The organism is Klebsiella sp. I138, from assembly GCF_051131765.1.
Classification (GTDB): Bacteria; Pseudomonadota; Gammaproteobacteria; order Enterobacterales; family Enterobacteriaceae; genus Klebsiella.
This window is the reverse complement of sequence record NZ_CP180447.1, coordinates 1,415,557-1,438,447: the sequence shown is the minus strand read 5'-3', so window position 1 is coordinate 1,438,447 and position 22,891 is coordinate 1,415,557. Positions and strand designations below refer to the sequence as shown.

Annotated in this window: 19 protein-coding genes; 9 read left to right on the top strand and 10 right to left on the bottom strand. The window is 55.6% G+C overall.

Going from position 1 to position 22,891, the window contains the following annotated elements; all coding sequences use genetic code 11:
• The first annotated feature begins 159 nt into the window (after positions 1-159).
• The 3 genes from ACMYSK_RS06670 to ACMYSK_RS06660 all read left to right on the top strand — a co-directional run bounded on the left by ACMYSK_RS06670 (position 160) and on the right by ACMYSK_RS06660 (position 2,765).
• On the top strand, positions 160-1,338 hold the full coding sequence (locus tag ACMYSK_RS06670) for a hypothetical protein (protein ID WP_434641224.1): 1,179 nt from the start codon (positions 160-162) through the stop codon (positions 1,336-1,338).
• 68 nt (positions 1,339-1,406) lie between these two features.
• Positions 1,407-1,787 carry a RidA family protein gene (locus ACMYSK_RS06665; protein ID WP_434641222.1) on the top strand — a complete coding sequence of 127 codons (381 nt, stop codon included), beginning with the start codon at positions 1,407-1,409 and terminating at the stop codon, positions 1,785-1,787.
• A 132-nt stretch (positions 1,788-1,919) separates the two neighbouring features.
• The gene (locus tag ACMYSK_RS06660; RefSeq protein WP_434641221.1) at positions 1,920-2,765 is read left to right on the top strand and encodes a DUF2218 domain-containing protein; all 846 of its coding nucleotides are present in this window, start codon (positions 1,920-1,922) and stop codon (positions 2,763-2,765) included.
• Positions 2,766-2,840: 75 nt separating this feature from the next.
• On the opposite strand, the gene ACMYSK_RS06655 is transcribed toward ACMYSK_RS06660, so the two are convergent.
• The 4 genes from ACMYSK_RS06655 to hpaD all read right to left on the bottom strand — a co-directional run bounded on the left by ACMYSK_RS06655 (position 2,841) and on the right by hpaD (position 7,616).
• Positions 2,841-3,887 carry an amidohydrolase family protein gene (locus ACMYSK_RS06655; RefSeq protein ID WP_434641219.1) on the bottom strand — a complete coding sequence of 349 codons (1,047 nt, stop codon included), beginning with the start codon at positions 3,885-3,887 and terminating at the stop codon, positions 2,841-2,843.
• Between the two features lie 46 nt (positions 3,888-3,933).
• A complete protein-coding gene (locus tag ACMYSK_RS06650; protein WP_434641217.1) occupies positions 3,934-5,223 on the bottom strand; it encodes an FAD-dependent monooxygenase in 1,290 nt (429 codons plus the stop codon).
• Between the two features lie 49 nt (positions 5,224-5,272).
• On the bottom strand, positions 5,273-6,514 hold the full coding sequence (locus ACMYSK_RS06645) for an MFS transporter (RefSeq protein ID WP_434641216.1): 1,242 nt from the start codon (positions 6,512-6,514) through the stop codon (positions 5,273-5,275).
• Positions 6,515-6,602: 88 nt separating this feature from the next.
• The gene (gene hpaD / locus ACMYSK_RS06640; RefSeq protein WP_434641214.1) at positions 6,603-7,616 is read right to left on the bottom strand and encodes a 3,4-dihydroxyphenylacetate 2,3-dioxygenase; all 1,014 of its coding nucleotides are present in this window, start codon (positions 7,614-7,616) and stop codon (positions 6,603-6,605) included.
• Between the two features lie 340 nt (positions 7,617-7,956).
• Between hpaD and ACMYSK_RS06635 the strand changes: the two genes are divergently transcribed.
• The 4 genes from ACMYSK_RS06635 (at position 7,957) to ACMYSK_RS06620 (ending at position 13,240) form a co-directional block, all read left to right on the top strand.
• Positions 7,957-8,388, top strand: coding sequence for an OsmC family protein (locus ACMYSK_RS06635; protein WP_434641212.1), 432 nt, complete (start codon positions 7,957-7,959; stop codon positions 8,386-8,388).
• A 134-nt stretch (positions 8,389-8,522) separates the two neighbouring features.
• Complete coding sequence (locus ACMYSK_RS06630) at positions 8,523-9,392, top strand: oxygenase MpaB family protein (RefSeq protein WP_434641210.1); 870 nt, start codon at positions 8,523-8,525, stop codon at positions 9,390-9,392.
• A 414-nt stretch (positions 9,393-9,806) separates the two neighbouring features.
• Complete coding sequence (locus ACMYSK_RS06625) at positions 9,807-10,724, top strand: bestrophin family protein (protein ID WP_434641208.1); 918 nt, start codon at positions 9,807-9,809, stop codon at positions 10,722-10,724.
• A 215-nt stretch (positions 10,725-10,939) separates the two neighbouring features.
• Positions 10,940-13,240: an FdhF/YdeP family oxidoreductase gene (locus tag ACMYSK_RS06620; protein ID WP_434641206.1), complete on the top strand. Its 2,301-nt coding sequence runs from the start codon at positions 10,940-10,942 to the stop codon at positions 13,238-13,240.
• A gap of 46 nt (positions 13,241-13,286) precedes the next feature.
• On the opposite strand, the gene ACMYSK_RS06615 is transcribed toward ACMYSK_RS06620, so the two are convergent.
• Together ACMYSK_RS06615 and ACMYSK_RS06610 are read right to left on the bottom strand one after the other, a co-directional pair.
• Positions 13,287-13,907, bottom strand: a complete 621-nt coding sequence (locus tag ACMYSK_RS06615) for a LysE family translocator (protein ID WP_434641204.1) — start codon at positions 13,905-13,907, stop codon at positions 13,287-13,289.
• A gap of 82 nt (positions 13,908-13,989) precedes the next feature.
• Complete coding sequence (locus ACMYSK_RS06610; RefSeq protein ID WP_434641202.1) at positions 13,990-14,790, bottom strand: AraC family transcriptional regulator; 801 nt, start codon at positions 14,788-14,790, stop codon at positions 13,990-13,992.
• Positions 14,791-14,977: 187 nt separating this feature from the next.
• Here ACMYSK_RS06610 and ACMYSK_RS06605 point away from each other — a divergent pair, with 187 nt between their 5' ends.
• Positions 14,978-15,865, top strand: coding sequence for a LysR family transcriptional regulator (locus ACMYSK_RS06605; RefSeq protein WP_434641200.1), 888 nt, complete (start codon positions 14,978-14,980; stop codon positions 15,863-15,865).
• Positions 15,866-15,988: 123 nt separating this feature from the next.
• Here the strand turns inward: ACMYSK_RS06605 and ACMYSK_RS06600 are convergent, their stop codons facing one another.
• The 4 genes from ACMYSK_RS06600 to ACMYSK_RS06585 all read right to left on the bottom strand — a co-directional run bounded on the left by ACMYSK_RS06600 (position 15,989) and on the right by ACMYSK_RS06585 (position 21,490).
• The gene (locus ACMYSK_RS06600; RefSeq protein WP_434641198.1) at positions 15,989-16,429 is read right to left on the bottom strand and encodes a hypothetical protein; all 441 of its coding nucleotides are present in this window, start codon (positions 16,427-16,429) and stop codon (positions 15,989-15,991) included.
• 234 nt (positions 16,430-16,663) lie between these two features.
• The gene (locus ACMYSK_RS06595; protein WP_434641196.1) at positions 16,664-18,073 is read right to left on the bottom strand and encodes an MFS transporter; all 1,410 of its coding nucleotides are present in this window, start codon (positions 18,071-18,073) and stop codon (positions 16,664-16,666) included.
• Positions 18,074-18,344: 271 nt separating this feature from the next.
• On the bottom strand, positions 18,345-19,358 hold the full coding sequence (locus ACMYSK_RS06590; protein ID WP_434641194.1) for an ABC transporter substrate-binding protein: 1,014 nt from the start codon (positions 19,356-19,358) through the stop codon (positions 18,345-18,347).
• An 8-nt stretch (positions 19,359-19,366) separates the two neighbouring features.
• On the bottom strand, positions 19,367-21,490 hold the full coding sequence (locus tag ACMYSK_RS06585) for a TonB-dependent receptor (RefSeq protein WP_434641192.1): 2,124 nt from the start codon (positions 21,488-21,490) through the stop codon (positions 19,367-19,369).
• 359 nt (positions 21,491-21,849) lie between these two features.
• Here ACMYSK_RS06585 and zapE point away from each other — a divergent pair, with 359 nt between their 5' ends.
• Positions 21,850-22,875, top strand: a complete 1,026-nt coding sequence (zapE, locus tag ACMYSK_RS06580) for a cell division protein ZapE (protein WP_434641190.1) — start codon at positions 21,850-21,852, stop codon at positions 22,873-22,875.
• Positions 22,876-22,891 lie beyond the last annotated feature (16 nt).

Below are 22,891 nucleotides of genomic sequence, written 5' to 3'. Positions count from 1 at the left end.
ATGGAATTAAACTGTTCATTCAGAGTCTCAACGATGGCGTTATTTCCGCTGGCGTTGATGTGCGGGAGTTGTTATGCAAATACGGTATCCGCAGGCACTGACTCTGATTCATTTAACGACTGGCTTTCGCAAGGTAATATTTATGGCGAAGTCAAAACCATGCAGTTTTTTAAAGAATTTAACGGCACCGTTGCGGATAAACAAACGCATGCTTTTGGTGGTGATATTCAGTATGTCAGCCCGGAGTTTTATGGCTTTAGCTTTGGCGTCGCCGATTATGCATCGTGGAATTTAGGTCTCAACCCTGATAATAGCGAGAAAACGGAAGGCTATTTACCGGCGGACAATGTCAATGTTCTGGGCAAGGCCTATCTGCGCTATCGCGGATATGGGTTTAATCTGCAGGGCGGACGAATTGCGCTCGACACGCCTTTCGCCAACGGTGGCGAGGGCCGCACGATGATTCCGGCTTTATATGAGGGCGTTGGCGGCGATTATACTCTTCTTGATAAAGCGTCATTAAAGCTCTACGGCTACCGGATTTATCGCTTCAAGCCGTTTAGTTCGGATACCTTTGGCAAAGGGGATACCGGGGCACCGGAGGTTGACGATACGACGATCCCCTCGGTCGACAGCGATGGTTTCTCCACCTTTGGTCTGCGCTACGGTCATCTGTATGATGCCCAGGCCGAAGCCTGGTATTATCATTTTGATAAGCGCGCGCAGATGGCGTTTGTTGGCAGCGAACTGCCGGTGCATGCGCTCAGCCTCGGCGAATGGACGCCGTTTTTCGGCGCCCAGTATTTGCATGAATGGGATACCTCCGACCAGGCCTGGCCGTATAAAAATATCGATACCGACCTTTATTCCGCGCGACTGGGTATTCGCTCACGTAATCATAGTTTCTCGGTCATTGCTACTCATGTCCCCAGCAAAGACGGTGCGTTTTTAAATGGTGCCTATTTTGCACCGTATAACTTCGGTATTTATGACACCACGCCCATTGAAGCCGGGCAGCCGCTGGCATCAATGATTACCAGCAATCAGCCCGGCGATGCGCTGGCGCTGCGCTACGTTTATCATAATCAAAATGCGCTGGCGGTATTAGGCTATACGCGGTTGGATTTAAAAGATTCCAGCGGGATTTATTATCCGATAGCTGCTAAGGATATTAACGCCGGGTTTATGATTTTAGGCTATAACCTGACCCCGCGATTACATGCCGAATTTGAATTTGATTATATTGACTCACCGTCGCCGGTGACCGGCGATTATCATGCTGAACGTCTGCGACTGGTTTATAAATTCGGCGCTATGATGCCGGACAGTGAATATTAAACGTTATTTCATCATAACTTCATCACAACAAGGATCTGCCAGGCGGCAGATCCTGACAGGAGAGTAACATGAGCAACAGAACCAGTATTTATAGCGAGGCCTTTGTTCACGCCAATCCCGTTCCCGCCGCCAGTCGGATTGGCAATATGGTTTTTTCCGGCGTGATATATGGCCGGGATCCGCATACCCGGCAGGTGCCGGACGATATCGATGCCCAGTGCGCGCTCATGTTTGCCCATATCAAGACGCTGATCGAGGACGCCGGTGGCACGCTGGACAATATTGCTCGCCTGACGCTGCTGATGGTAGACAAAAACGAACGCGAAACGGTAAATCGCCACTGGGTCCGCTATTTCCCTGACCCGGCATCACGTCCGGCCAGGTACGCTATCGACGCGGTGCTGAGCGGTAATATCCGCGTTCAGTGCGATTTCATCGCCGTTCTTTAATCGATTGTTACCGACCGATTCTCCGCTTTTTCCGCTCTTATTCCGTTCGCGAACAAAATTCAGGCCTGCGCCATCTCTTTAAGATATATTTAAAGTTTAGTTATGTTGCAGTGGATGATAAAGGAGTCGACGATGGAACAAACACAACGCTCCGGAAAAAAATCCGCCGGTAATGATACCCCGACTGTCCCGCAGAATGCGGGGCAGACCGGGCGTCGTGGGCGGGTATTCGATTACGGTGAGCTACGCGTGCTGCTCCTGGCGATGCTGTCTGAACAGCCGAGCCATGGATACGAACTGATTCATGACATTAAAGAACGTTTTGGCGGCCTGTATAAGCCCAGCCCCGGGGTTATCTATCCAACCCTGACCTGGCTGTACGACCGCAACTATGCGGTTATCGATCTGGAAAAGGGTGGCCGCAAGCGTTACAGCATTACCGAAGAAGGACAGGCGTGGCTGACGGCCAACCAGTCGGTTATGGATATGCTTAAGTCGCGGGTTGCACCGCAGGCGAATCGTCAATCGCCGCCGGTCCTGGTGGAGGCCATGGATCATCTGAAACGGGCGCTCAGTCTGCGGATGAAATATGAGCCGCTGCCCGCCGGTATGGTGGATAGTCTGGCGCAGGCGATTCATCTGGCCGCCGAGCGTATTGAACATCTGCTGACCACGCCGACGCCAACTGAAGGCGTGCATTCCAGCATCGCCTGCATTAATACTCCCAACGCCCCGCGGTTTATGCGCCGGCTGTGCAGCCATTTTCAGCATCGTACGCCGGTTGTCAGCGATGAGAACAGCGGACAGTTCAGGCTGAGCATTGGTGAAGTCCGTCTGGATGTGCAGGATAACGTTTTGCAAATTACGCTGAGCGCCACGGAAATGGACGATCTCGCCGAGATGGAAACCATTCTGGAGCGCCATCTGGCGGAAGCAGCGGTGCGCGAAACGCTCGATATCCGCTGGCAGCGGACGTAAAAAAACCGGCAGAGGTCTGCCGGTTTCTCTCTTTCTTTGGCCCCGGTAATCTGACGCTTACCGGGGCTGATTTCGTTAGTCGAGATGGAACATCCGCGCGGCGTTACCGCCGAGAATATTGGCTTTATCTTCCGCTGAAATATCCAGACTCTGAATCGTGTCCACCCCCTGGAAGAACCAGTCTTTGCGGATCGGGTAGGAGCTGCCGTAGAGAATGTTTTTCCCGCCGATCACCTTCACCGCAGCTTCCAGCTGAGCTTTGCCCCACTGCGGCGCGCCGGACGTATCAAAGAAGATGTTGTTGCTTAACTGGGCGCGCAGGTTACCGGTACCGGTCTGGAAACGATCGACCGCATCGTTAAACTGATGCTGCGGCGGCACCAGCATATCCGCGAAGGCATAGAACGCGCCCCCCAGCATAGAGTGGATAAAGCGCAGGTTCGGCAGCTCATCAAACATACCGCTGAACAGCTCGCGACCGACGGCGGTGGCCTGGTCAATGCAGCGTCCGAACTGGCGGCGCTGGTTGGTGTACGGCAACACGGAGTTAAAGTCCACCGGCAGCGGGGTATGGTGAACCACGACCGGGACTTCCAGCGAGTTCAGGTAGCTCAGGTAAGGGCGGAAGGCCGGATCGTCGAGATAAATCTGCCCGTAGTGGGCGACAATCTGTGCGCCACGGAAGCCGAGCTGATTCAGACAGCGGTCCACCTCACGCAGGCAATCTTCGGTGCCCCACGGTGGAACAACCGCCAGCGCTGACATTTTCCCGCCGCTGCGTTTAACGTATTCGGCCATCCGGTCGTTGACCTTTTTACAGGTTTCCAGATCTAACCACTCCTGCCATACCGGGAGACGGAAAATGGCGTGATCAACCCCGGCTTTTTCCATATCGGCCAGCTGGCTTTCGAGGGTGTACTGGCCTTCGGCATAGTTCAGGTTCACGTAGCCTTTCGGCTGTTCGATGATCAGCTGACGCAGCGGTTTGCCTTCAATTTGTTCCACCCGGGTATGTACCCCGTACTGTTTCGGGACGCAGTCCAGAAAGGCGTTCAGCAGTTTTGCGTCGGAAAACAGATCGCCTGGCAGCCAGTGCATGTTGGCATCGATAATTTTACTCATGTGTACTTTCCTTTTGTTTTTGATGTCGTATTAGTGTTGTGTTGTGTTATTTCTGCGCGGTGGCAAAAACGGACTGATATTTACCGGGGGTGACGCTCTCTTTACTCCCGGGAATACGCATTCCGGCTTTCGCGTGGTATTCGCTAAAAATCGCCAGCGCTTCTTCGTGAGGAAAAATCGCCTCGATATCGTCAAACGGTTTTCCGCCGCTGCGCTCTTCGACGATCCGCCGAACCACCTCCGGGCCTTCACCGCGCGAAGCCAGTACCAGCCAGTTGACTTTATCGCGGCGTTCTTCTTCGTAGGCCCGCAGCGCCTCGACCGGGTTGTTCACGGCGCTGAGCTTCTCTGCCAGCACGCGAGCGTCAACAAATGCCTGACACACGCTGTTGCCGCCGCGCGGATACATGGCATGAGCGGCGTCGCCTAATAGGGTGATGCGGCCGAACGACCACTGGGTGAGCGGATCGTGGTCGATCAGCGGGAAGAGGTAGCACTCCCGTGCCTGACGGATCATTTCGCTGACGTCCAGGAAACCGAGCTGACAATCATCGAAAACATGCTCAATCTCTTTGACGCCGGTTTCCTGGTTCCAGTCTTCTTCGCTTTGCGGTTTTTCGGCTTGCTCAATCACCCAGTTGACCAGCTGATTGCCCTGACCATCGACGTTGTCCTGGATCGGGTAGACGATAAGCGTGCCCTGACGAATCGGATCGCCGATGTGTAAAATCGATCCGCCGGTTTTGACTGGCGGCATCACGGTGACGCCGCGATACAGCGTCAGGCCGGAAAAATGGCTACGTTGAGACGCCGGGAGCAGTTGGCTGCGAACGACAGAACGGATCCCGTCAACGCCGATCATCACATCGGCCCGCACCTGCTGCGGGGCTGCCGGGTTCAGGCTGTTATCAAACGTCACGGTTACGCCATGTTCATCCTGGGTAAAGCTCAGGCAGCGGCAGCCGAGGGTAATCGCATCGGGCCCCAGCCGCTCCTGTACCGCACGATAGAGCATCATTTGCAGGTGGCCGCGATGCACGAAGCGCTGATCGTGTTCATACCCCATATGCCGACCGCACTGTTCGGCGAAAATCTGCTGGCCGTAACCGGTGTAAAAAATCGACTCCTGGGCTTCGACGGAGATCTCACAGAAGGCGTCGTACAGACCCAGCTCCGTCAGTTCTTTCACCGCGTAAGGTTTAATATCTACCCCGACGCCCAGAGGCTTAATTTCCTGAACGGCTTCAAATAAACGCGGTTTAAATCCCTGCTGGTGCAGACGCAGGGCCGCAGCCAGCCCTGCCGGACCGGCACCAATAATGACGATATCCAACATAATAACTTCCTCAGATTGTGTTATCAGCAGGCCAGCTGGCCTGTCATAGTCAGTTCACGGACGATTTGTTGATGCCTGCGCCGTCCGGGGCGCGATGTTCAACGACGGGTTTATGGTTCGGGTCGCGCAGCCAGACGGGAATGCCGACCAGACAGACCGCCAGCCCCACCAGAACCAGCAGCGACAGCGAATGGCCGGTTTGATTCTGAAGCGCATGGAAAAACAGCGGCGGCCCAAGGAACACGCCAATTAGCGTCAACTGAGTGATAAGCCCGCTGGTGGCGCCAATGCTGTCGCGTGAAGGAGCAACCACCGGAGCCAGCGCCCACATCCCTACCAGCAGCCCGCTGCCGAAAGTAAAGACCCAGGATGCCACCAGCGATGGCCACAGCCCCAGCTGCAGGCTGAAAATAACCAGCGCGGGAATACCGGTGAGTACGATGCCCAGCGCGCCGATACGCGTTGCCCGGACGCCGCGGTTGAGCAGGGCGCCCACCATCAGACAGCCGATACCGTTACACACCATCGCCACCACGTTCCAGCGCGATACCATCAGCACATCCACGCCGTAGTTTTTCGCCAGCCACGGTGCGAGGGTCGTGATGACGCCCGTTTGCAAAAACGCATCGGCACCGAAGGAGATCCCCAGCAGCCACGGCAGCGGGCTTTTGAGGACTTCGCGCAGGCCACGGGTACGAGAGAACATGATTTTTTCTTCCGCACTACGTCGTGGCAGGCAGAACTGTGCCAGCACGACCAGCAGCAGAGTCAGGATGGAGTGAGCCAGGAACGCTGCCCGCCAGCTGCCAAAGTGTTCGGCAAGACCCGCCGACAAAAACGGCAGCAGAAAACTGGCCGGGACAAAGGTAGACCACAGGGCCATCGCCATGGTCCGCTGTTTGCCGGTGGTGATCCGAATAAGCAGCGTCACGGCGGCAACCGCAGTCAGGACGTAGCCCACGCCGGTAATTGCCCGGCAGAGCAACAGCAGCTTAAAGGTGGGGGCAGCAATCACCAGCAGGTCGCCGGCGACAATCACCACCGCGCCAATCAGCAGCACTACGCGGTCGCCGAAACGGTCGACGGTATAGCCCGCCAGCAGCGCCCCGAGAGCGACCATTAAAGAAGGGAGCGACATGATAAGCCCCACCTGGCCGTGCCCGTCGAGATGAAACGCTTGTGCAATGGCGCCCAGTTCGGTGACCGCTTCACTGACGGTCATCGCCGCCATGACACCGAGCGCGTAGGTCACCAGAATTCTGAGATAAGCATTTTGAAAAAATGTAGCCACAATCGTACTCCTGGATGCTGTTAAGTTTGCTCACAGGCCGCGTGCGGCGCCGGGAGCGTTGAGGTACAGCGTGTGACGATGTGCAATGTCAGGCGTCGTTCGCCATGGCCAGAAAGCGCTCCAGATCGGGCGGGTCAACCCGCAGCCGAGGAGGCTGTGGCGTTACGCCGACAAAGGTGGTGGCCTCGGTAAACCATTTATTTTGCGCCGGGAGTCCCCACTGATCGGCCCGTTTCGGATCCGCCAGATCCCAGCCGACGGCGGGTTCCGGGTCGATGTGCTGGTAGTGGGTGTTGAACAACTCGATGCGGTGGCCGTCAGGGTCACGAAAATAGATAAACAGCGCGCCGCTGATGCCGTGGCGTCCGGGGCCGCGCTCCAGCTGCGGCGCGTAGCCCAATGCGCCTGCCACGTCGCAGGCGCGGATCATGTCGTTGGTATCCGGGATGGTATAGGCGAAGTGATGCAGACGGGGGCCAACCCCGTTAGTAAAGACGATATCGTGCGGGTTGCCTTTGCGCTGCATCCACACGCCCCACAGCTGCTCTTCATCAGCCAGCGTCGACCAGGTGTATTCGCTGGTGCGAAATCCCAGGCGCTGATAGAAATCAAATGCGGTGCGCACGTCGCTGGCCTGCAGCTGATAATGATCGAGACGCTGGGCGCAGGCGCCACGATAGCGATCGTACTGTTTAAACATCCGCTCGCGTGGCTCCATGGTCGCGCAAAACTCCAGCGGCACGCCAATACTGTCGCTGACGTGCAGCGTGAGTCCCTGCCAGGGGACATCCACCAGTTCGGCGTTGGCACCTTGTGCGCTGAAATAATCCATTGCTCGTTTTACGTCGTCTTCGCTATGAACCCGCATGCCGATGCGAGCACAGCCCGGCTGCGTACTCTTACGCAGCACCAGACTGTGGTGACCGCGTTCTTCCAGCCCACGGAGCCAGACGGTAGAGGCATCTTCATCGCTGACGACCAGACCTACCAGTTCGCGATAAAAATGTTTACTTGCTTCAAGGTCCCGTACGTTCAGGACGACATGGCTGGCCCGGGTCACGTTAAAAGGGGGCTGGCCGACAATCTCATTGATGTGCTGCATTGTAGGGTTCTCTCTATCAGTCATCGCTACAGGTATCGGATACGTGGCGGCTCTTCGGCTGCCTGTTCTGATCAAGACAAAGCTCAATTGAGATATATCTTTTATCTCGATATATCGTGCAATGAACTGATAGTAGATGAGCGGAAAAAATTCGCTATACCGCGATGATGAAAATGTGATCTGTTGCGCGAATGTTAATCATTGTCATTATCGTGTTAAAAATAACGCCAGCGAGCGCGGCACGATAATTTTTTGTTTTATAGGGGATTTTCCTAATCCACCCCCGGAAAGCGTCTCACCATCTATACTCTGGGTTCGACAAACCAACAGGAGCGAATCCATGGCAATCCATAAGAAAGGTCAGGCGCACTGGGAAGGCGATTTAAAAAGTGGCAAGGGCACCGTTTCGACAGAAAGCGGGGCGCTGAGTCAGCAGCCGTACGGCTTCAATACCCGTTTTGAAGGCGTAAAAGGGACAAACCCGGAAGAGCTGATTGGTGCGGCACATGCCGCCTGCTTCTCCATGGCGCTGTCGCTGATGCTCAGTGAAGAAGGGTATACGGCCACGGCGATTGATACGGTGGCGGTGGTGACCCTTGATAAATCCGCCGGCGGTTTTGCGATTACCGAGGTGGCGTTACAAAGTAAGATTGTCCTGCCGGGTATTGCAGCCGATGTGTTTGACGGCATTATCCAGAAAGCGAAGGCCGGCTGCCCGGTTTCACAGGTGTTAAACGCCGCGATTAGTCTTGACTACCAGCTGAATCCTTGAGTCTTTGGTGCCCGTTTACGACGGGCACTCCCTTCACGCCATCCCTTGCGCCGCAGATAAAGTCACCGTTGGCACATGAGTCCGCTGCCGAATAGTGATATGTTTTGCCTTCACGCAGAGAAGCGGGCAAAACAATGACCAGCATACGGGGAATGATAGAAGCTCAGGTATTGGGCTTAACCGGCATGGCGCTAAAAGAGATTGATTTCGAGCACCCGAAAGGGGATCCGGGGCTGTTTGGCCCCCGGTCAGCCATCTGGCAGGTACACGGAGACTTTACGTCGATGCTCTGCGGGGGCGTTAGCGCGCTGTTGCTTCAGATGCTGCATCCGCTGGCGCTGGCCGGCGTCTGGGATCACTCAAACTTTCGCGATGATATTTTTGGCCGTCTGCGGCGAACCAGTCAGTTTATCTCCGCCACAACCTTCGGAACCGCCGCCGACGCCGAACGGCTGATTGCGAAAGTGCAGGGTATTCACCTGCGGGTCAGCGGGCAGGATAAAGACGGCACGCCGTATGAGGCGAGCGATCCGGCGCTCCTGACGTGGGTGCACGTGGCTGAATGCAGCCGTTTTATGGCGTCACATCTGCGCTATAAGCGCACGGTGGTCAGCGAGGCTCGTCAGACGCAATATTTTCATGAGGCAGCTGAAATAGCCCGCCGTCTTGGCGCCAGTGATATCCCGGTGACGCCGCAGCAGGTGGCCGAATATTTGCAGGATATGCGCCCGCAGCTGCGCTGCGATGAACGCACGCGGGAGGTGGCGAACGTGCTGCTGAACACCCGTTTACCCGGGCGTCTGAGTCAGCCGGTGGGCCGATTGATGATGCATGCCGGGATCGACCTGCTTCCGCCCTGGGGGCAGGAGATGCTCGGGTTGAGACTCACTCCCCGCCAGCGGCATACCGCCAGGCTTGCGGTGCATGGCGTGGCAAAGGTGCTTCGGGCATCGGTGCGCAATGGCGCCTATCATTGTGCGATGCGAAGAATGGCTGAAAATTAACTGTTCACTGGCAGCTAAGCGGACCTGGAGCATTATTTCAGGCCCCCAACAGCTGCCGAAATCTATATTTTTATTGAGTATGCGCGCGCTGAGTGAATTAAATTATGAGTAATATCTGTATGCAGATACCCACTGCGCTGACGTTTTGCAAACCGTTCATCACCCGTCTGACGGTGCTGGCAGGTAATATAACCGTAATGATTCTGTGGGGTCTTCTGTCGGATATATATTGTCTCGCCGTGGCATTTTGCTTATTGCCCGATAAATAAAAACGGAACATAATTCATCGGCCATTATTCCATCGCATATTAATGGTCATTATCAAACGCATTGTCGTGTTTATGTTCAATAAAATAATCCAATCGGCTAATAGATATTATCTATAGCCAGAATGGGCATTCAGGAAGTCATACAATGATCATCCGACCAGAGCAACACTGGTTCCTTCGCCTGTTTGACTGGCACGGCTCCGTGCTGTCAAAAATCATTTTTCGCCTGCTGCTGAACGTCCTGATGTCGGTTGTCGCCATCATCAGCTATCAATGGTATGAGCAGTTGGGCATCCATCTGACCGTGGCGCCCTTCAGTCTGCTGGGGATAGCCATCGCGATTTTCCTGGGTTTTCGCAACAGCGCCAGCTACAACCGATTTGTCGAAGCGCGCAATCTGTGGGGAACGGTCCTCATTGCCGAACGCACCCTGATGCGCCAGCTCAAGAATATTCTGCCGGCAGAACATGACGTGCACCAGAAAATCGCCAGCTACCTGATTGCGTTTAGCTGGAGTCTGAAACACCAGCTGCGAAAAACCGCCCCTGAGGCCGATCTTAACCGATTGCTGCCTCCGGCTATCGTCGCGGAAATCCTCGGCAGCTCGATGCCGACTAATCGGATCTTATTGCTGGTTGGTCATGAACTGGGTCAGCTGCGTGAAGCGGGGAAGGTGAGTGATATAACCTATGGTCTGATGGACAATAAGCTGGACGAACTGGCCCACGTACTGGGCGGATGTGAACGTCTTGCCAGTACGCCGGTACCCTTTGCTTATACCTTGATTTTGCAGCGAACGGTCTATTTGTTCTGCACCCTGCTGCCCTTTGCGCTGGTCGGCGACCTGCACTATATGACCCCGTTTGTGTCGGTCTTTATCTCCTACACCTTTTTATCCTGGGATTCGCTGGCGGAAGAACTGGAAGATCCGTTTGGTACCGCAGCCAACGATTTGCCTCTGAACGCCATGTGCAACACCATTGAACGCAACCTGCTGGATATGACCGGACAGCACCCGCTGCCGGCAACGCTCAAGCCCGACCGCTACTACAATCTGACCTGATTGCTCGCCCGGCGTAACTGTTAAATAAGTTAAATCTAACGCGTGATAGATAACATTGATTATACAGTTGCGATCCTGATTGTTATTCTTTCGTTAACAAAAAACGTCCATCGGCGCGTGCCCCGGTGGACGGACTCATTTCACGTGGCGGATCGCCCTGTTAAGACGATTTGACACGTCGTAGCCGTTTATCGACGGCGCATTCAGGAGTAGACATGAATATGAAGAGACGCTCAGTACCTGGCGTGCATCCCTATGATGGCCCGGCCGGTGGCTGGGGCGCATTGAAAGCGACGGCTATCGCCGTGCGCACACAGATGGATGCCCTGGATGCGCCTGCGACCCTGCTTCGTACTAACCAACCCGATGGCTTTGATTGCCCAGGCTGCGCGTGGCCGGATAAAGAACACAAGTCTACCTTCCAGTTTTGTGAAAATGGCGCCAAAGCGGTGACCTGGGAAGCGACCAGCAAGCGCGTCACGCCGGAATTTCTGGCGGCAAACACCGTGACCTCGCTGCTGGCCAAAAGCGACTTTGAGCTCGAAGGCTACGGGCGTTTAACCCATCCGTTGGTCTACGACCGCGCGAGCGATACGCTGCGCCCCATCGACTGGGAAAGCGCTTTTGCGCGCATCGGCGAAGTGGTCCGCGGTATGCAGCCTGACGAAGTCGAGTTCTATACGTCAGGTCGCGCCTCCAACGAAGCGGCCTGGCTGTTTCAGCTGTTTGCCCGCGAGCTCGGCACGAACAACTTCCCGGATTGTTCAAATATGTGTCACGAATCGACCAGCGTCGGACTGCCGCAGTCAATCGGTATTGGTAAGGGGACGGTATCCCTGGACGATTTTGAAAAAACCGAGCTGGTGATTTCCATCGGTCATAATCCCGGAACGAACCACCCGCGCATGATGGGGACGCTGCATGAACTGGCCCGTCGCGGCGTACCAATAATTGTGTTTAACCCGTTGAAAGAGCGGGCGCTGGAGCGGTTCGCCGATCCGCAGAACGTGATTGAGATGGCGACCTATCGCTCCACAAATATCGCCTCAACCTATTTTCAGGTGAAGGCCGGTGGCGACGCCGCGGCGCTGAAGGGGATTGCCAAAGCGCTGCTCCAGATGGAAGAAGAGCAGGGTAACGTCCTCGATCGCGCATTTATTACCGAGCATACGCAGAACTTCCCGGCATTTGCTGATGATCTGCTGAATACCGCCTGGCAAGATATTGAACGCGAATCCGGCCTGACCCGCGCTGACCTGCAACGGGTTGCCGACGCGTATGCCCAATCAAATGCCACAATCGTGACCTACGGTATGGGGATTACCCAGCATAATAAAGGGACGTCGAACGTACGGCTGATCGCCGACCTGCTGCTGATGCGCGGGAATATCGGCAAGCCCGGAGCCGGGATCTGCCCGCTGCGCGGTCACTCCAACGTTCAGGGCAACCGCACCGTCGGGATCACCGAGAAGCCGGGCGCCGCTTTCCTGGCAAAACTGCAAGAGGTGTTTGGTTTTGAGCCCCCGCATAAACACGGCCATGATGCGGTAAAAGCGCTGCAGGCGATGATTGAGGGTAAATCAAAGGTTCTGCTGTGTCTTGGCGGTAACTTTGCGGTGGCAATGCCCGATCATGAACGCGCATTCCCGGCGATGCGCGGGCTGGATCTCAGCGTACACGTCGGTACGAAGCTGAACCGCTCGCATTTACTGGTGGCCAAAGAGACCTTTATTCTGCCGTGCCTGGGCCGCACCGAGCTCGATACTCAAGAGAGCGGGCGTCAGTCGATTACCGTGGAAGATTCCATGTCGATGGTGCACGCCTCATCAGGGAAACTGAAGCCAGCCTCGCCGCTGCTGCGGTCAGAACCGGCAATTGTCGCCGGTATGGCGATGGCGACGCTGGCAAACAGCAAGGTCGACTGGCTCTCACTGGTCGCGGATTACGACAGGATCCGTGACCTGATTGAACGCACCATTCCCGGTTTTGACGACTACAACGAACGCATCCGTCATCCGGGTGGTTTCCGCATGCCGCTGCCGCCGACGGAGCGCATCTGGCCAACGCCCACCGGTAAAGCCATGTTCTCGGTTTTCCACGGCGTACATGAAAACGTTCACGTTGAAGGTGAAGACGTGATGCGCCTGGTCACGCTGCGCAGTCATGACCAGTACAACACCACTATCTACGCCATGGATGACCGTTATCGCGGGATTTTTGGCCGCCGGGACGTGCTGTTTATGAACGAGCAGGATATGGCCAGTCAGGGGCTGGAACACGGTGACCGGGTGGATATCACCACGGCGCTGCCTGACAGCGATCTGCGTCTGGAGGATATGACGCTGGTGGCCTACAGTATCGCGCCCGGCACCGTTGGCGCCTATTATCCAGAGGCCAACGTGCTGGTTCCACTGAACTACATTGACGAGGAGAGCGGCACGCCGTCTTATAAATCCGTGCCGATTCGACTGACCCTGCGGTCGAAAGAGATCCAGCCCGTCTCCGGCCTGCGCTAATCCGCTCACGACGGCTGCCGGGCGGATAGCCGGCAGCCGTTATGCGCTATTTTTGCGTCAGTACCAGCTTGATTCCAAGCCCGACGAAACCGGCGGCAAAAGCTATCCGTAGTCCCTGTAGTACCCTGGGGCGCGAAAGCACGTAGCCGCGCATGGCGGCAGCACAGGCGCCGTACAGCATAAAAACCAGTAGTGTCATCAGCATAAAAACCCCGCTCAGCGTCAGCATCTCTTGAAGCGCAGAGGCTGCGTCGCTGCGGATAAACTGCGGCAGAAAGGCGAAAAAAAACAGCGGCAGTTTCGGATTAAGAAGGTTAATCAGTACCGCATGAGTGATGACTTTCAGCGGCGATCCCGCCTCGTCGTGGCTCGTTGGCGTTAACGTTCCCCGTTGACCGAGCGTGGTCCATGCCATATACAGCAGCCAGGCCACGCCGAGATATTTTATTATGCCGAAGGCTTCCGGGGTGCGATGGAGCACCGTCGCCAGGCCGGTGACCGCGGCAAGCAGATGCGGAATAATGCCCAGGGTGCAGCCCAGGGCAGCAGCAAAGCTCATGATTCTTCCCGAGGAAAGCCCGGTCGCAATGGTGTAGAGCGTTCCGGTGCCGGGGGCGAGGACGACAATTAAAGAGGTCAGTAGAAATTCCGGGCTGATTAACAACATGGCGCTGCTCCTGCGTGAGAAATCGGTTGCCCTGAGTATTTCGCAAGCGTGCAGGAAGGTATTGAATAAAATTGCAGTGACATTATTGTGCCGCGCGATAGCTGCCCGGGGTCGTGCCGAACTGTTTCTGGAAGGCGCGGGTCAGATGGCTTTGATCGGCAAAACCGGCCATCAGGGCGGCGTCGACGGGCGGATGACCTTCCCGCAACAGTCGACGCGCCAGACGTACCCGGGACTGTACCAGATAGGCGTGGGGGGTGATGCCGGTTTCACGGGCGAAGCCACGGATCAGCTGAAATCGGCTGATACCGCAAAGCGCAGCGAGCATATCGAGGGAAATTTTTTCCCCAGGTGCATCATCAAGAAACTCTTTGGCGAGGGCGGTCGTTGGGGAAAAACGCGGCACCGCTGTCCGGGTAAGACAATGCCAGCGGGTTGCCCGCAGCAGGCAGAGCAGCAGCGCCTCTTCAATAGCCGTCTCATCGCCCACAGTGGCGGTAATTTCGCGGAACAATCGCTGCATAAGCTGGCGCAGCGGCGGGTCATCAACCACCGGACGCAGCAGAAGATCCTCGCTTTTCACATCGCCCTGAAATTCATCGGCGACCCGCTGCGGATCGAGATAGACCATCTGCCAGCTTCGGGGGCCGTCCAGGGGTATACCATCGTGCATTTCGCCTGGATTAACCATAATGATGCTCCCGGCTGAGGCATCAACCTGGCCAATATGGCTCCACGAGCGCTGGGCGCCGTGGGTGAAAATACCCAGGCCAAACTGCTCGTGGGCATGACGGGAAAAGTGCTGTTCGGTCAGCAGCGACATGGCTTCAAGGCCGGGGAGATTCAACCGGTGCTGCCGGACGTGATGGATACGGGCTGCCATTTGCTTCTCCCGAAGGAATTCACTGGGAGTGTAGTCCGCCGACAGCCCCCTTCGCAAGCGACGGCCCGGCTTGTATTTGACGGATGCTGAACGTAACATTTAACTAACATACTTTTTTGATCGGGCGAGGGGTGTCTGCATCGTCCCGGCGTTCGCGTACAGCGAAAGGCAATACACTGGATTAACCATGGATATCAAACAGCTCAAGTACCTGATCGCACTCGATCAAACGCGTCATTTTGGCCAGGCCGCGGCGCTATGCCATATCACTCAGCCGACGCTATCGATGCGTATCCGCAATCTGGAAGAGGAGCTCAATCTGGTATTAATTCAGCGCGGGCAGCGATTTGAGGGATTTACTGCGGAAGGCGAACGTATTCTGGCCTGGGCGCGGGCGCTGCTGGCGGCGCATGACGGTCTGGAGGCGGAGGCAGCGATTTGCCGCGGCCAGATGGTGGGACAGCTTCGGGTGGGAATGGTGCCGCTGGCAAGCCTTAACCCAATGCAGCTGATTAAACCGCTGTCCGTGAAGTATCCTGAACTCCAGTTCAGCCTGCTTTCGCTCACCTCAGAGCAGATTATTGATGGTGTCAGTCGCAATCAGCTCGATTTAGGTATCTGCTACCTCCACCATGTCGATAGCCAGCTTTTCAACGTCCAGCGGCTTCCGGCGACGCGGATGGGACTGCTGCACGATAAACGTCATTTTCAGTTTGCCGAGGGGGCACCGGACTGGGAAACGCTGGCCGCATTACCGCTCGGTTTTCTCACCAAAGGAATGCATTACCGCGAATCCATCGAGATGAGCTTTAAGAGCAAAGGGTTAACACCGAAATACGTCTTTGAGAGCGACTCCACCTTCCAGATTATTCAGGCGGTACAGGCGGGAGTTTGTTGCGCTATTATGCCGCTCAACAATGGACTGGAAGCCTTAAGCGACAATCTGGAGATTATTCCCATTGCCGAAACCGAAGTGGATTCGATGCTGGTGCTGATTATGCGTAATCAGGAACCGGTCTCGTCGCTGGCGGAAAAATGCTTTGCCGATGCCCAAACGATTTTTAGCGAAGAATAAAACCTGTGCCACGCATTCAACGTTCCGACCGGGGCGTTGAAAAATACAACCGGCGGCGATATCCTTATTATTATATTATTCGCAAGGTGGTTTTAATCATTTACTGCAGGTGCGGATGAGTTTTTATTGGCAGCCATAGGTGCTGATTCTGGTGTAAACATCATAAAATGACTCTTTTCGCAATATATCACCCTCGAGCACTGAAACAGTATAATGAAATAAAGGAGGGAAGATAATATTCATACTATTATAATGCTTTTGTTGTAACCCACAGGCGGCATAGAGACTCCCGGCAGGGGTTGTCGGGGCGGCAAGGGCGATGTTAATCAGTCTGTCGATGGCGTCCGGAGAGGATGAAATGATTTCCAGCGCTTTTTGCGCATCGTTTCTTTGCCCGATGAACCCATTATTGCCATGAGAGAAATACGGTGCTGAAGCCAGGCTGTTCGTTGCATCATTCAACTCCGCCGTGGCTAAACTTTCTTTTGCCACGCCTGGGGTGCCCCATAATATGGATGTCATCATGATCAAGGTGATTGCTATCCTTGCCGCGCTGAACATCATGCTTATCCTTTTATTCTGAACAAAAAACAGAGCATGATTAATAACACGCGCGCGTGAACCCATCAATGTATTTATGATTTATAGTGAGGTATTTATATCCTCAATAATTACAATCGGTTTTATAATTACTTTATCGACTAATGGAAATACATAACGCGCGTCCTGCAGCGGTGAGGTATAAATCATCCATAATTCAAACTGTGCCGCCGGAAATAACCCGGCGGCGGCAGTTAGCTAGATATTTTCCAGTTCAATACCGCGGGTTTTCGGACCATAAATACCCACCGAAAGCATGACCATCAGCATGCTGGCCACGATAAAGCTAATCACTCCCGGCGTACCGGCGTATTGCAGAATCACGCCGATCAAAATACTGGTGATCGCCGTTGACAGGCGGCTGAACGAGTAGCAAAAGCCCACTGCTCTGGCCCGAATACGGGTCGGGAAGATTTCCGCCTGGTACGCGTGATAGCTGATGGTCAGCCAGGCGTTGGACCAGGTTATCATAAACCCGCAGACAACCAGCATTACCGGGTTATTCTGCAACGCGAACAAGGTACCAAACACCACCGTCATCAGCGCGGAGAGAACGATTTGCCACTTATTTTCGAAACGATGGACAAAACGTGTACAGAACAAGCAGCCGAGCGGGTAGGCGAGGGTGATAAAAAAGGCGTACAGCAGGCTGTGGGTAATGCTGGCGCCCTGGCCGGAGAGCAGCGCCGGCAGCCAGTTTCCGAAGCCGAAAAATCCGATTGCCTGGAAGAAGTTCATCACCATCAGCATGATCGTCCGCTTGCGGTACTCTGGCGCCCAGATCTCTTTGAAGGACCCGGTTTTGCGCTGAGCCTGGCGGGTGTCCGAAAGATGCTGTGGCGAAGGCGTGATGCCACAGCGCTGCTCCATCTGACACATCACCGCGTGGGCGTCCGCATGGCGACCTTTGACCTCCAGCCAGCGGGCCGATTCCGGCAGCTTTTTGCGAATGACCCAAATGATCAGCGAACACAGGGCGCCAAAGATAATGACCCAGCGCCAGCCGGTCAGGCCGAATAGCGTCGTCGGGACCAGCATCCACGACATCAGCGCGACGGCAGGTACCGAGAGAAACTGGATAAAAAAGGCGAAGGCGAATGCCTTGTTGCGCAGATGGGTAGGGACCCATTCACTCAGGTAGGTGTCGATGGTAACCAGCTCAATGCCCAGCCCGATCCCGACCAGAAAGCGACAGAAGATAACCCCTTCGGCGTTATTCTGAAAGGCCATCAGCAGCGAAAAAACGCCGTACCAGGCCAGCGCAAACATAAAGGTCAGCCGGCGGCCCAGCTTGTCTGCCAGCGGCGCAAGCAGACTGGCGCCGATAAACAGCCCGAAGAAGGTGGCCGAGGCAAACGAGGCCTGGTCGGAGATGCCAAAAATCCCTTGTTGATTGGTATGGAAAATATGTTCTGCCAGCAGCCCGGTACTGATGTAGCCGGTCTGAAAAAGATCGTAGAGTTCAAAGAAACCGCCCAGCGCCAGCAGCGTAATAAACGACCACAGGCCGAAAGAGGCAGGCAGGGCATCGATGCGGCTGGTTAAGCTGGGGTGGGGTTGTCCTGTGGATACAAAAGGTGCATCCCCCAGAACCTGGGTGGTAGACATATTATTATTTTCCTCAGATAAAATGTTTGCCTGCTAATGTTATTAGATTGTTAATGGTTTTAAATGTTTAATTCCTCTTCCCATCAAGGTTCTTCAGTGAAAAATCTGGTGTGTATGGAATGCACAGGGGGAATGCACTGGTTTACGCCAGGCTGATTCGGCAGATTTGAATGATATGACTATGCGATAACGGAGAAGGGGAAAAGAGGGATGGTAGATGTCAATAAAATGATCCCGCGTTGCCACGGGGCCATGTTGACAGACTCAGGCTTTACCTTCCCTTCGGCGGCAGGGCCTGCAAAATCCGCTTAGCTTCCGACTCCGTCAGTGGAAAATCGAAAAAGCGCCGATAAAAATCCCGGGTGATGGCGATCATATCCAGGTCGGCAAAACGCTGCGGCTGAAGCTGTTTTGCCGCCCATTGGATCTGCAACACGCTTTCCGTGCCGTAGCGATCCCAGGGGAAAACGCCCGCCGGATTTTGCCATACCTTGCCCTTTTTCACCGCCCGCAGCGTGGAGAACAGTTCGCCATAAGCCGAGTGCTGTAAATCACCGCATCCGGCGCCGAGAATGATGACATCCGGCTGCCAGGCAAGCACTTTCTCCGGCGAAATTTCCTGCATATTGCCAGAGATTCCTGCCGCCGCGTTTTGCCCACCGGCCAGATGAATCCAGGTATCGATCAGCGTATTGCTGCCGTCGACCTTGAGCGGCTTCAGCGACTGGATATGCAGCACCCGCGGGCGCTCGCCATCCGTCAACCCCTGGTTGCGCTGAGCGGTGCGGGCGATGGTCTGTTGCAGATACTGGTTGTAGGCCTCGGCTCTGGCCCGCGCCTGAGGCGTGCCGAAGACCTCCGCAGTGGTCTGCACGGCCCGCGCCAGCGATGGGTAGTCGGTAAAGTGCATTTCCATGACCGCTAATCCCGCCTGACGGTAGGCCTCTGCATCGCCGTTGCCCTGCGCCACAAACACCACCTGCGCGCCGCGCGCCAGCAGCGCTTCGCTAGTGAAATGCGGGCCGCGAGCGATCAACGCCTGATTGAGCCGGGGGTCGAGATAGAACATCCACGGGCGGCTATCCGGACGGTTAACCGTGGCGACCACGCGGTTGCCAACGCCGAGCGTCATCAGCAGCGAGTGGTGCGCATACCAGCCCTCCGCCACCTGGGTTACCCGATCGGGGAGGATCGCCGGGTGCCCGGCGTCGTCCGTAACCTGACGGTTGGCCAGCGCCGGGAAAGCAAGCAGCAGTGAGAGCAGACCAGCGGCTATCTTTTTCATGATATTCCTCAGAAATCAAACTGCACTGACGCTGTCGCTTCGCGCGGTGCGCCGAGCTGAGCGCTGGCATAACCTGCGCCGGTATAGCCCGTGAGCGCACCGGGAACGATGTTGGTCCAGTAGTGGCGATTAGTAATGTTAGTGACTGCTAACCTAAAGGTGGTGTCGGTGCCAAACAGCCGGGTGCGATAGTTGCTGCCGATATCAACGGTGGTATAGCTGCCAACCCAGCTGTCGTTGGCATTATCGGTCGCGCGGCGCCCGACGTAGTGGATATTGCCGTTGACGTCGAGACCCGGGACCGGATCGATGCTGTAAATCGCCAGCATGTTGGCGGTAAAGCGCGGCAGACCAACAACCTGCTTATCATCCGCATCGGCGCTGGACGTGTCATGCAGACGCGGATCGAGCCAGGTACCGCCGCCGAGCAGGCGCAGGTTAGAGGTCACGTGCCCGTCGGCCAGCAGCTCCAGCCCCCGGTTTTTTTGCGTACCGTCTTCGGCAAAATCGCCGCTGTCGTTGGTATAAGCGAACGGGCGCTCGGCCTGGAATAGCGCCGCGGTTAAGAGCAGATCGTTGTGCGGTGCATATTTCGCACCGACCTCCACCTGGTGACTACGATAGGGGTTGAGAACATCTCCGGCGTTATTCGCCCCGGCCGGCGCCGTGTCGCCCTGTTGCATACTGTTCGCCCAGGTCGTATAGAGCGTGACATTCTCTACCGGTTTATACATCAGACTGGCGGAACCGCTGGCGCCCCGGTCATCATGGTTGCTGCTGCGATTCCCGCTTTTGTTGTAGTTATCGACGGTAAACAGGTTTTCACTCCCCGAGAGCAGCAGGCTCCACTGCGGGTTGAAGGTCAGAGTATCGCTCAGTAAAAAAACGTGCTGCGTGGTGGTCGCCGAATGGTAGCGGTCGGTGAAATCCGGGTAAGCGGGGCGGGCGTACTCCGGACTGTCCTCCAGCGAGGAACTTCCCAGCTTTTGCGTACCGCCATCGCGCGGATTGTAGTTTTTCCATACGAAGCCGCGTATGCCCACCGCCAGGTCGTGCTGTAGCCAGCCTGTCTCCAGGCTGCCGGTGAGATTGGCAAGGTAGCTGTTGATGGTAAAACGGCTGGCGGCAGAGTTGGCGGTCGTGGTGGTGTAATGCCCGTGGTTATCGGTGAGCGTATTGGTCACGGTGGTTGATTCACGGTCGGCAATCTGGCGCAGCACACCGACGTCCAGCAGCCAGTTACCGTCAAAGTCGTGCTTGATATGCAGGCTTCCGGTGGTGGTGGTGTCATCGTTGCCGGCGTAGTACTGACCATACTTGCTTTTCGTCGGGTCCAGCGGCGACGGGAAGTGGGTACCTTTTGCCAGGGCGAACGAGCCGGGCAGCCCTTTTTGATAGAAATGATAGTAGCTGAAATTGCTCTCCAGCACGGTCTGATCAGTCAGCTGGAAGTCAAGTGCCAGGCCCGCATACTGGTTGCGCTGGCGGCTTCCGTGGGTATAGCTGCTGCCGTCCTGATCCATCAGGTTGAGACGATATTTCACTCGATCCCCGGCGTCCAGCGGGCCGCTTAGATCCAGTGCGGCATTCGCGCCGGAGGCGGTCCCACCGCCAACGGTCACCCGGCGCAGCGGAACATCGGTTGGCCGTTTCGACACCAGGTTAAACATTCCTGCCGGGTTCGCCGGGCCATACAGCGCGCCGGCCATGCCGTTCAGTACTTCGATGCGCTGGAACTGTTCGGCGGGGTATTCGGTGGTGGAAACCGCGTTAAGACCATCGATCATGCTGTTCTGGACTACGCTGCCTTGCATGCCGCGGGTCTGCGGACGAACGCCGTCACCCTGAACAGAAGGCAGATAGCGATAGACATCTTTGACGCTGCTGGCCTGCACCTGGCGGGTCAGAGAATCCGATAGCGTCTGCACGGACCACGGGACGTTAATCAGCTTTTTCTTGCCGAGATTGCCCAGTGTTGCCTGCTGTTCAGCGGCGGGCGTGACGTCATCAAGAGATTGCGTATGCGGTTCTGCGGTGACAACCATGGTTTCTGCCGCATGTACAGGCATCGCCAGCAAAACGGGTGAACAGGGAATCATCCCGGTTAATAAAACGAGTTTATATGAGCGCATTAATTTTAAGTTCAGACGAATGAAAACGGAATGAGGCGGGGAAAATCTCGTCTCTGTCTGAAGGGTACGGTTTTTATTTGTATGACAAAAAGATAAAGAGGATCGCTATGTATGTCAATATATAACGATCTGTTTCGATGATAAAACGATGAGTTACACGGTAAATACACTGCCATAATTATCTGTTTTTATAAGTTTTATTGAATTGTTTTGCCCCTGAAGGGGTAGGCGGTTATTTCACGCCGGGAGACGGTGAATAATCGCCTCTGGCGTAGATACACTTGTTATTGTCGTTGCGCGAAGGTGTAATTGGTGTTGATTCTTTATCTCTTCGGGCAGTGACACCTGACTGAGCAAAAATGACGCAAGGAATAATCGCTTTGAGTTTTAGCGCATTTATGACACAGCGGGCCCGTGAACGGGCGCTGACGCTCGATACGGACCAGCAGACGCTGGTGAGCCATCTCGATACGTTGAGCAGGGAACTGATGTCGGGCACATCCGGCGGCGGCAAAGGGCTGTATATCTGGGGTCGCACCGGGCGCGGGAAAAGCTTTGTGGTTGATCATTTCTTTGCCAGTCTGCCGCTGGCGGCAAAGCGCCGGGTGCATTTTCATGCCTTCTTTCGCGAACTTCATCAGCGGCTGAATACGCCGGCCGCTCCGACGTTGCCAGACGCGATTGCGCAGATGACAGGTGACTGCCGCGTGCTCTGTTTTGATGAATTTCATCTGCACGATCCCGGCGACGCGATGCTGGTAAAGGTACTGCTTGCGCAGCTGTTTCAGCGCGGTGTCGTTCTGATCACCACTTCCAACTATCCGCCGGACCAGCTACTGGCGAATCCGCTGCATCATGAACGCTTTGCGCCTTCCATTGCGCTAATAAAACAGCACATGAAGATTGCAGCGCTTGATGGCGAAGAGGATTATCGGGCGCGTCATGCGCCGATGGAGAACCCGTTCTGCCGCGGTTGGTTTTTGGTGCAGCCCTCGGCCCGGATCCGTCAGGCGCTCGCGCTCCCGGATCCGGCAACCACGGAGCTGCCGCTACAGGTGGGATATCGAACCCTGCATGTGGCCTCGGCGCCCGGGGAGTTTCTGCATTTTACCTTTGCCCGGCTGTGCGGTGGTGCAACGGCGGTCATGGACTATCTGACCTTGTGCGACACGCATACGCAGTGGGTCATTGATGCGGTACCGCCGTTGTGCAAGACAGGTCCGGCGGCCCAGCAGCGATTTATTAACCTGGTGGATGTTCTGTATGAAAAGCAGTGCTGTCCCGTTGTCGTGGCCGACTGCGGGTTAGCCGATCTGGTTGCGGATGTGGAACGGGATGATATTCAGCGCACCTACAGTCGTTTACTACAGCTGCGGCAGAAATAGCGCGGGAAAACCGGAG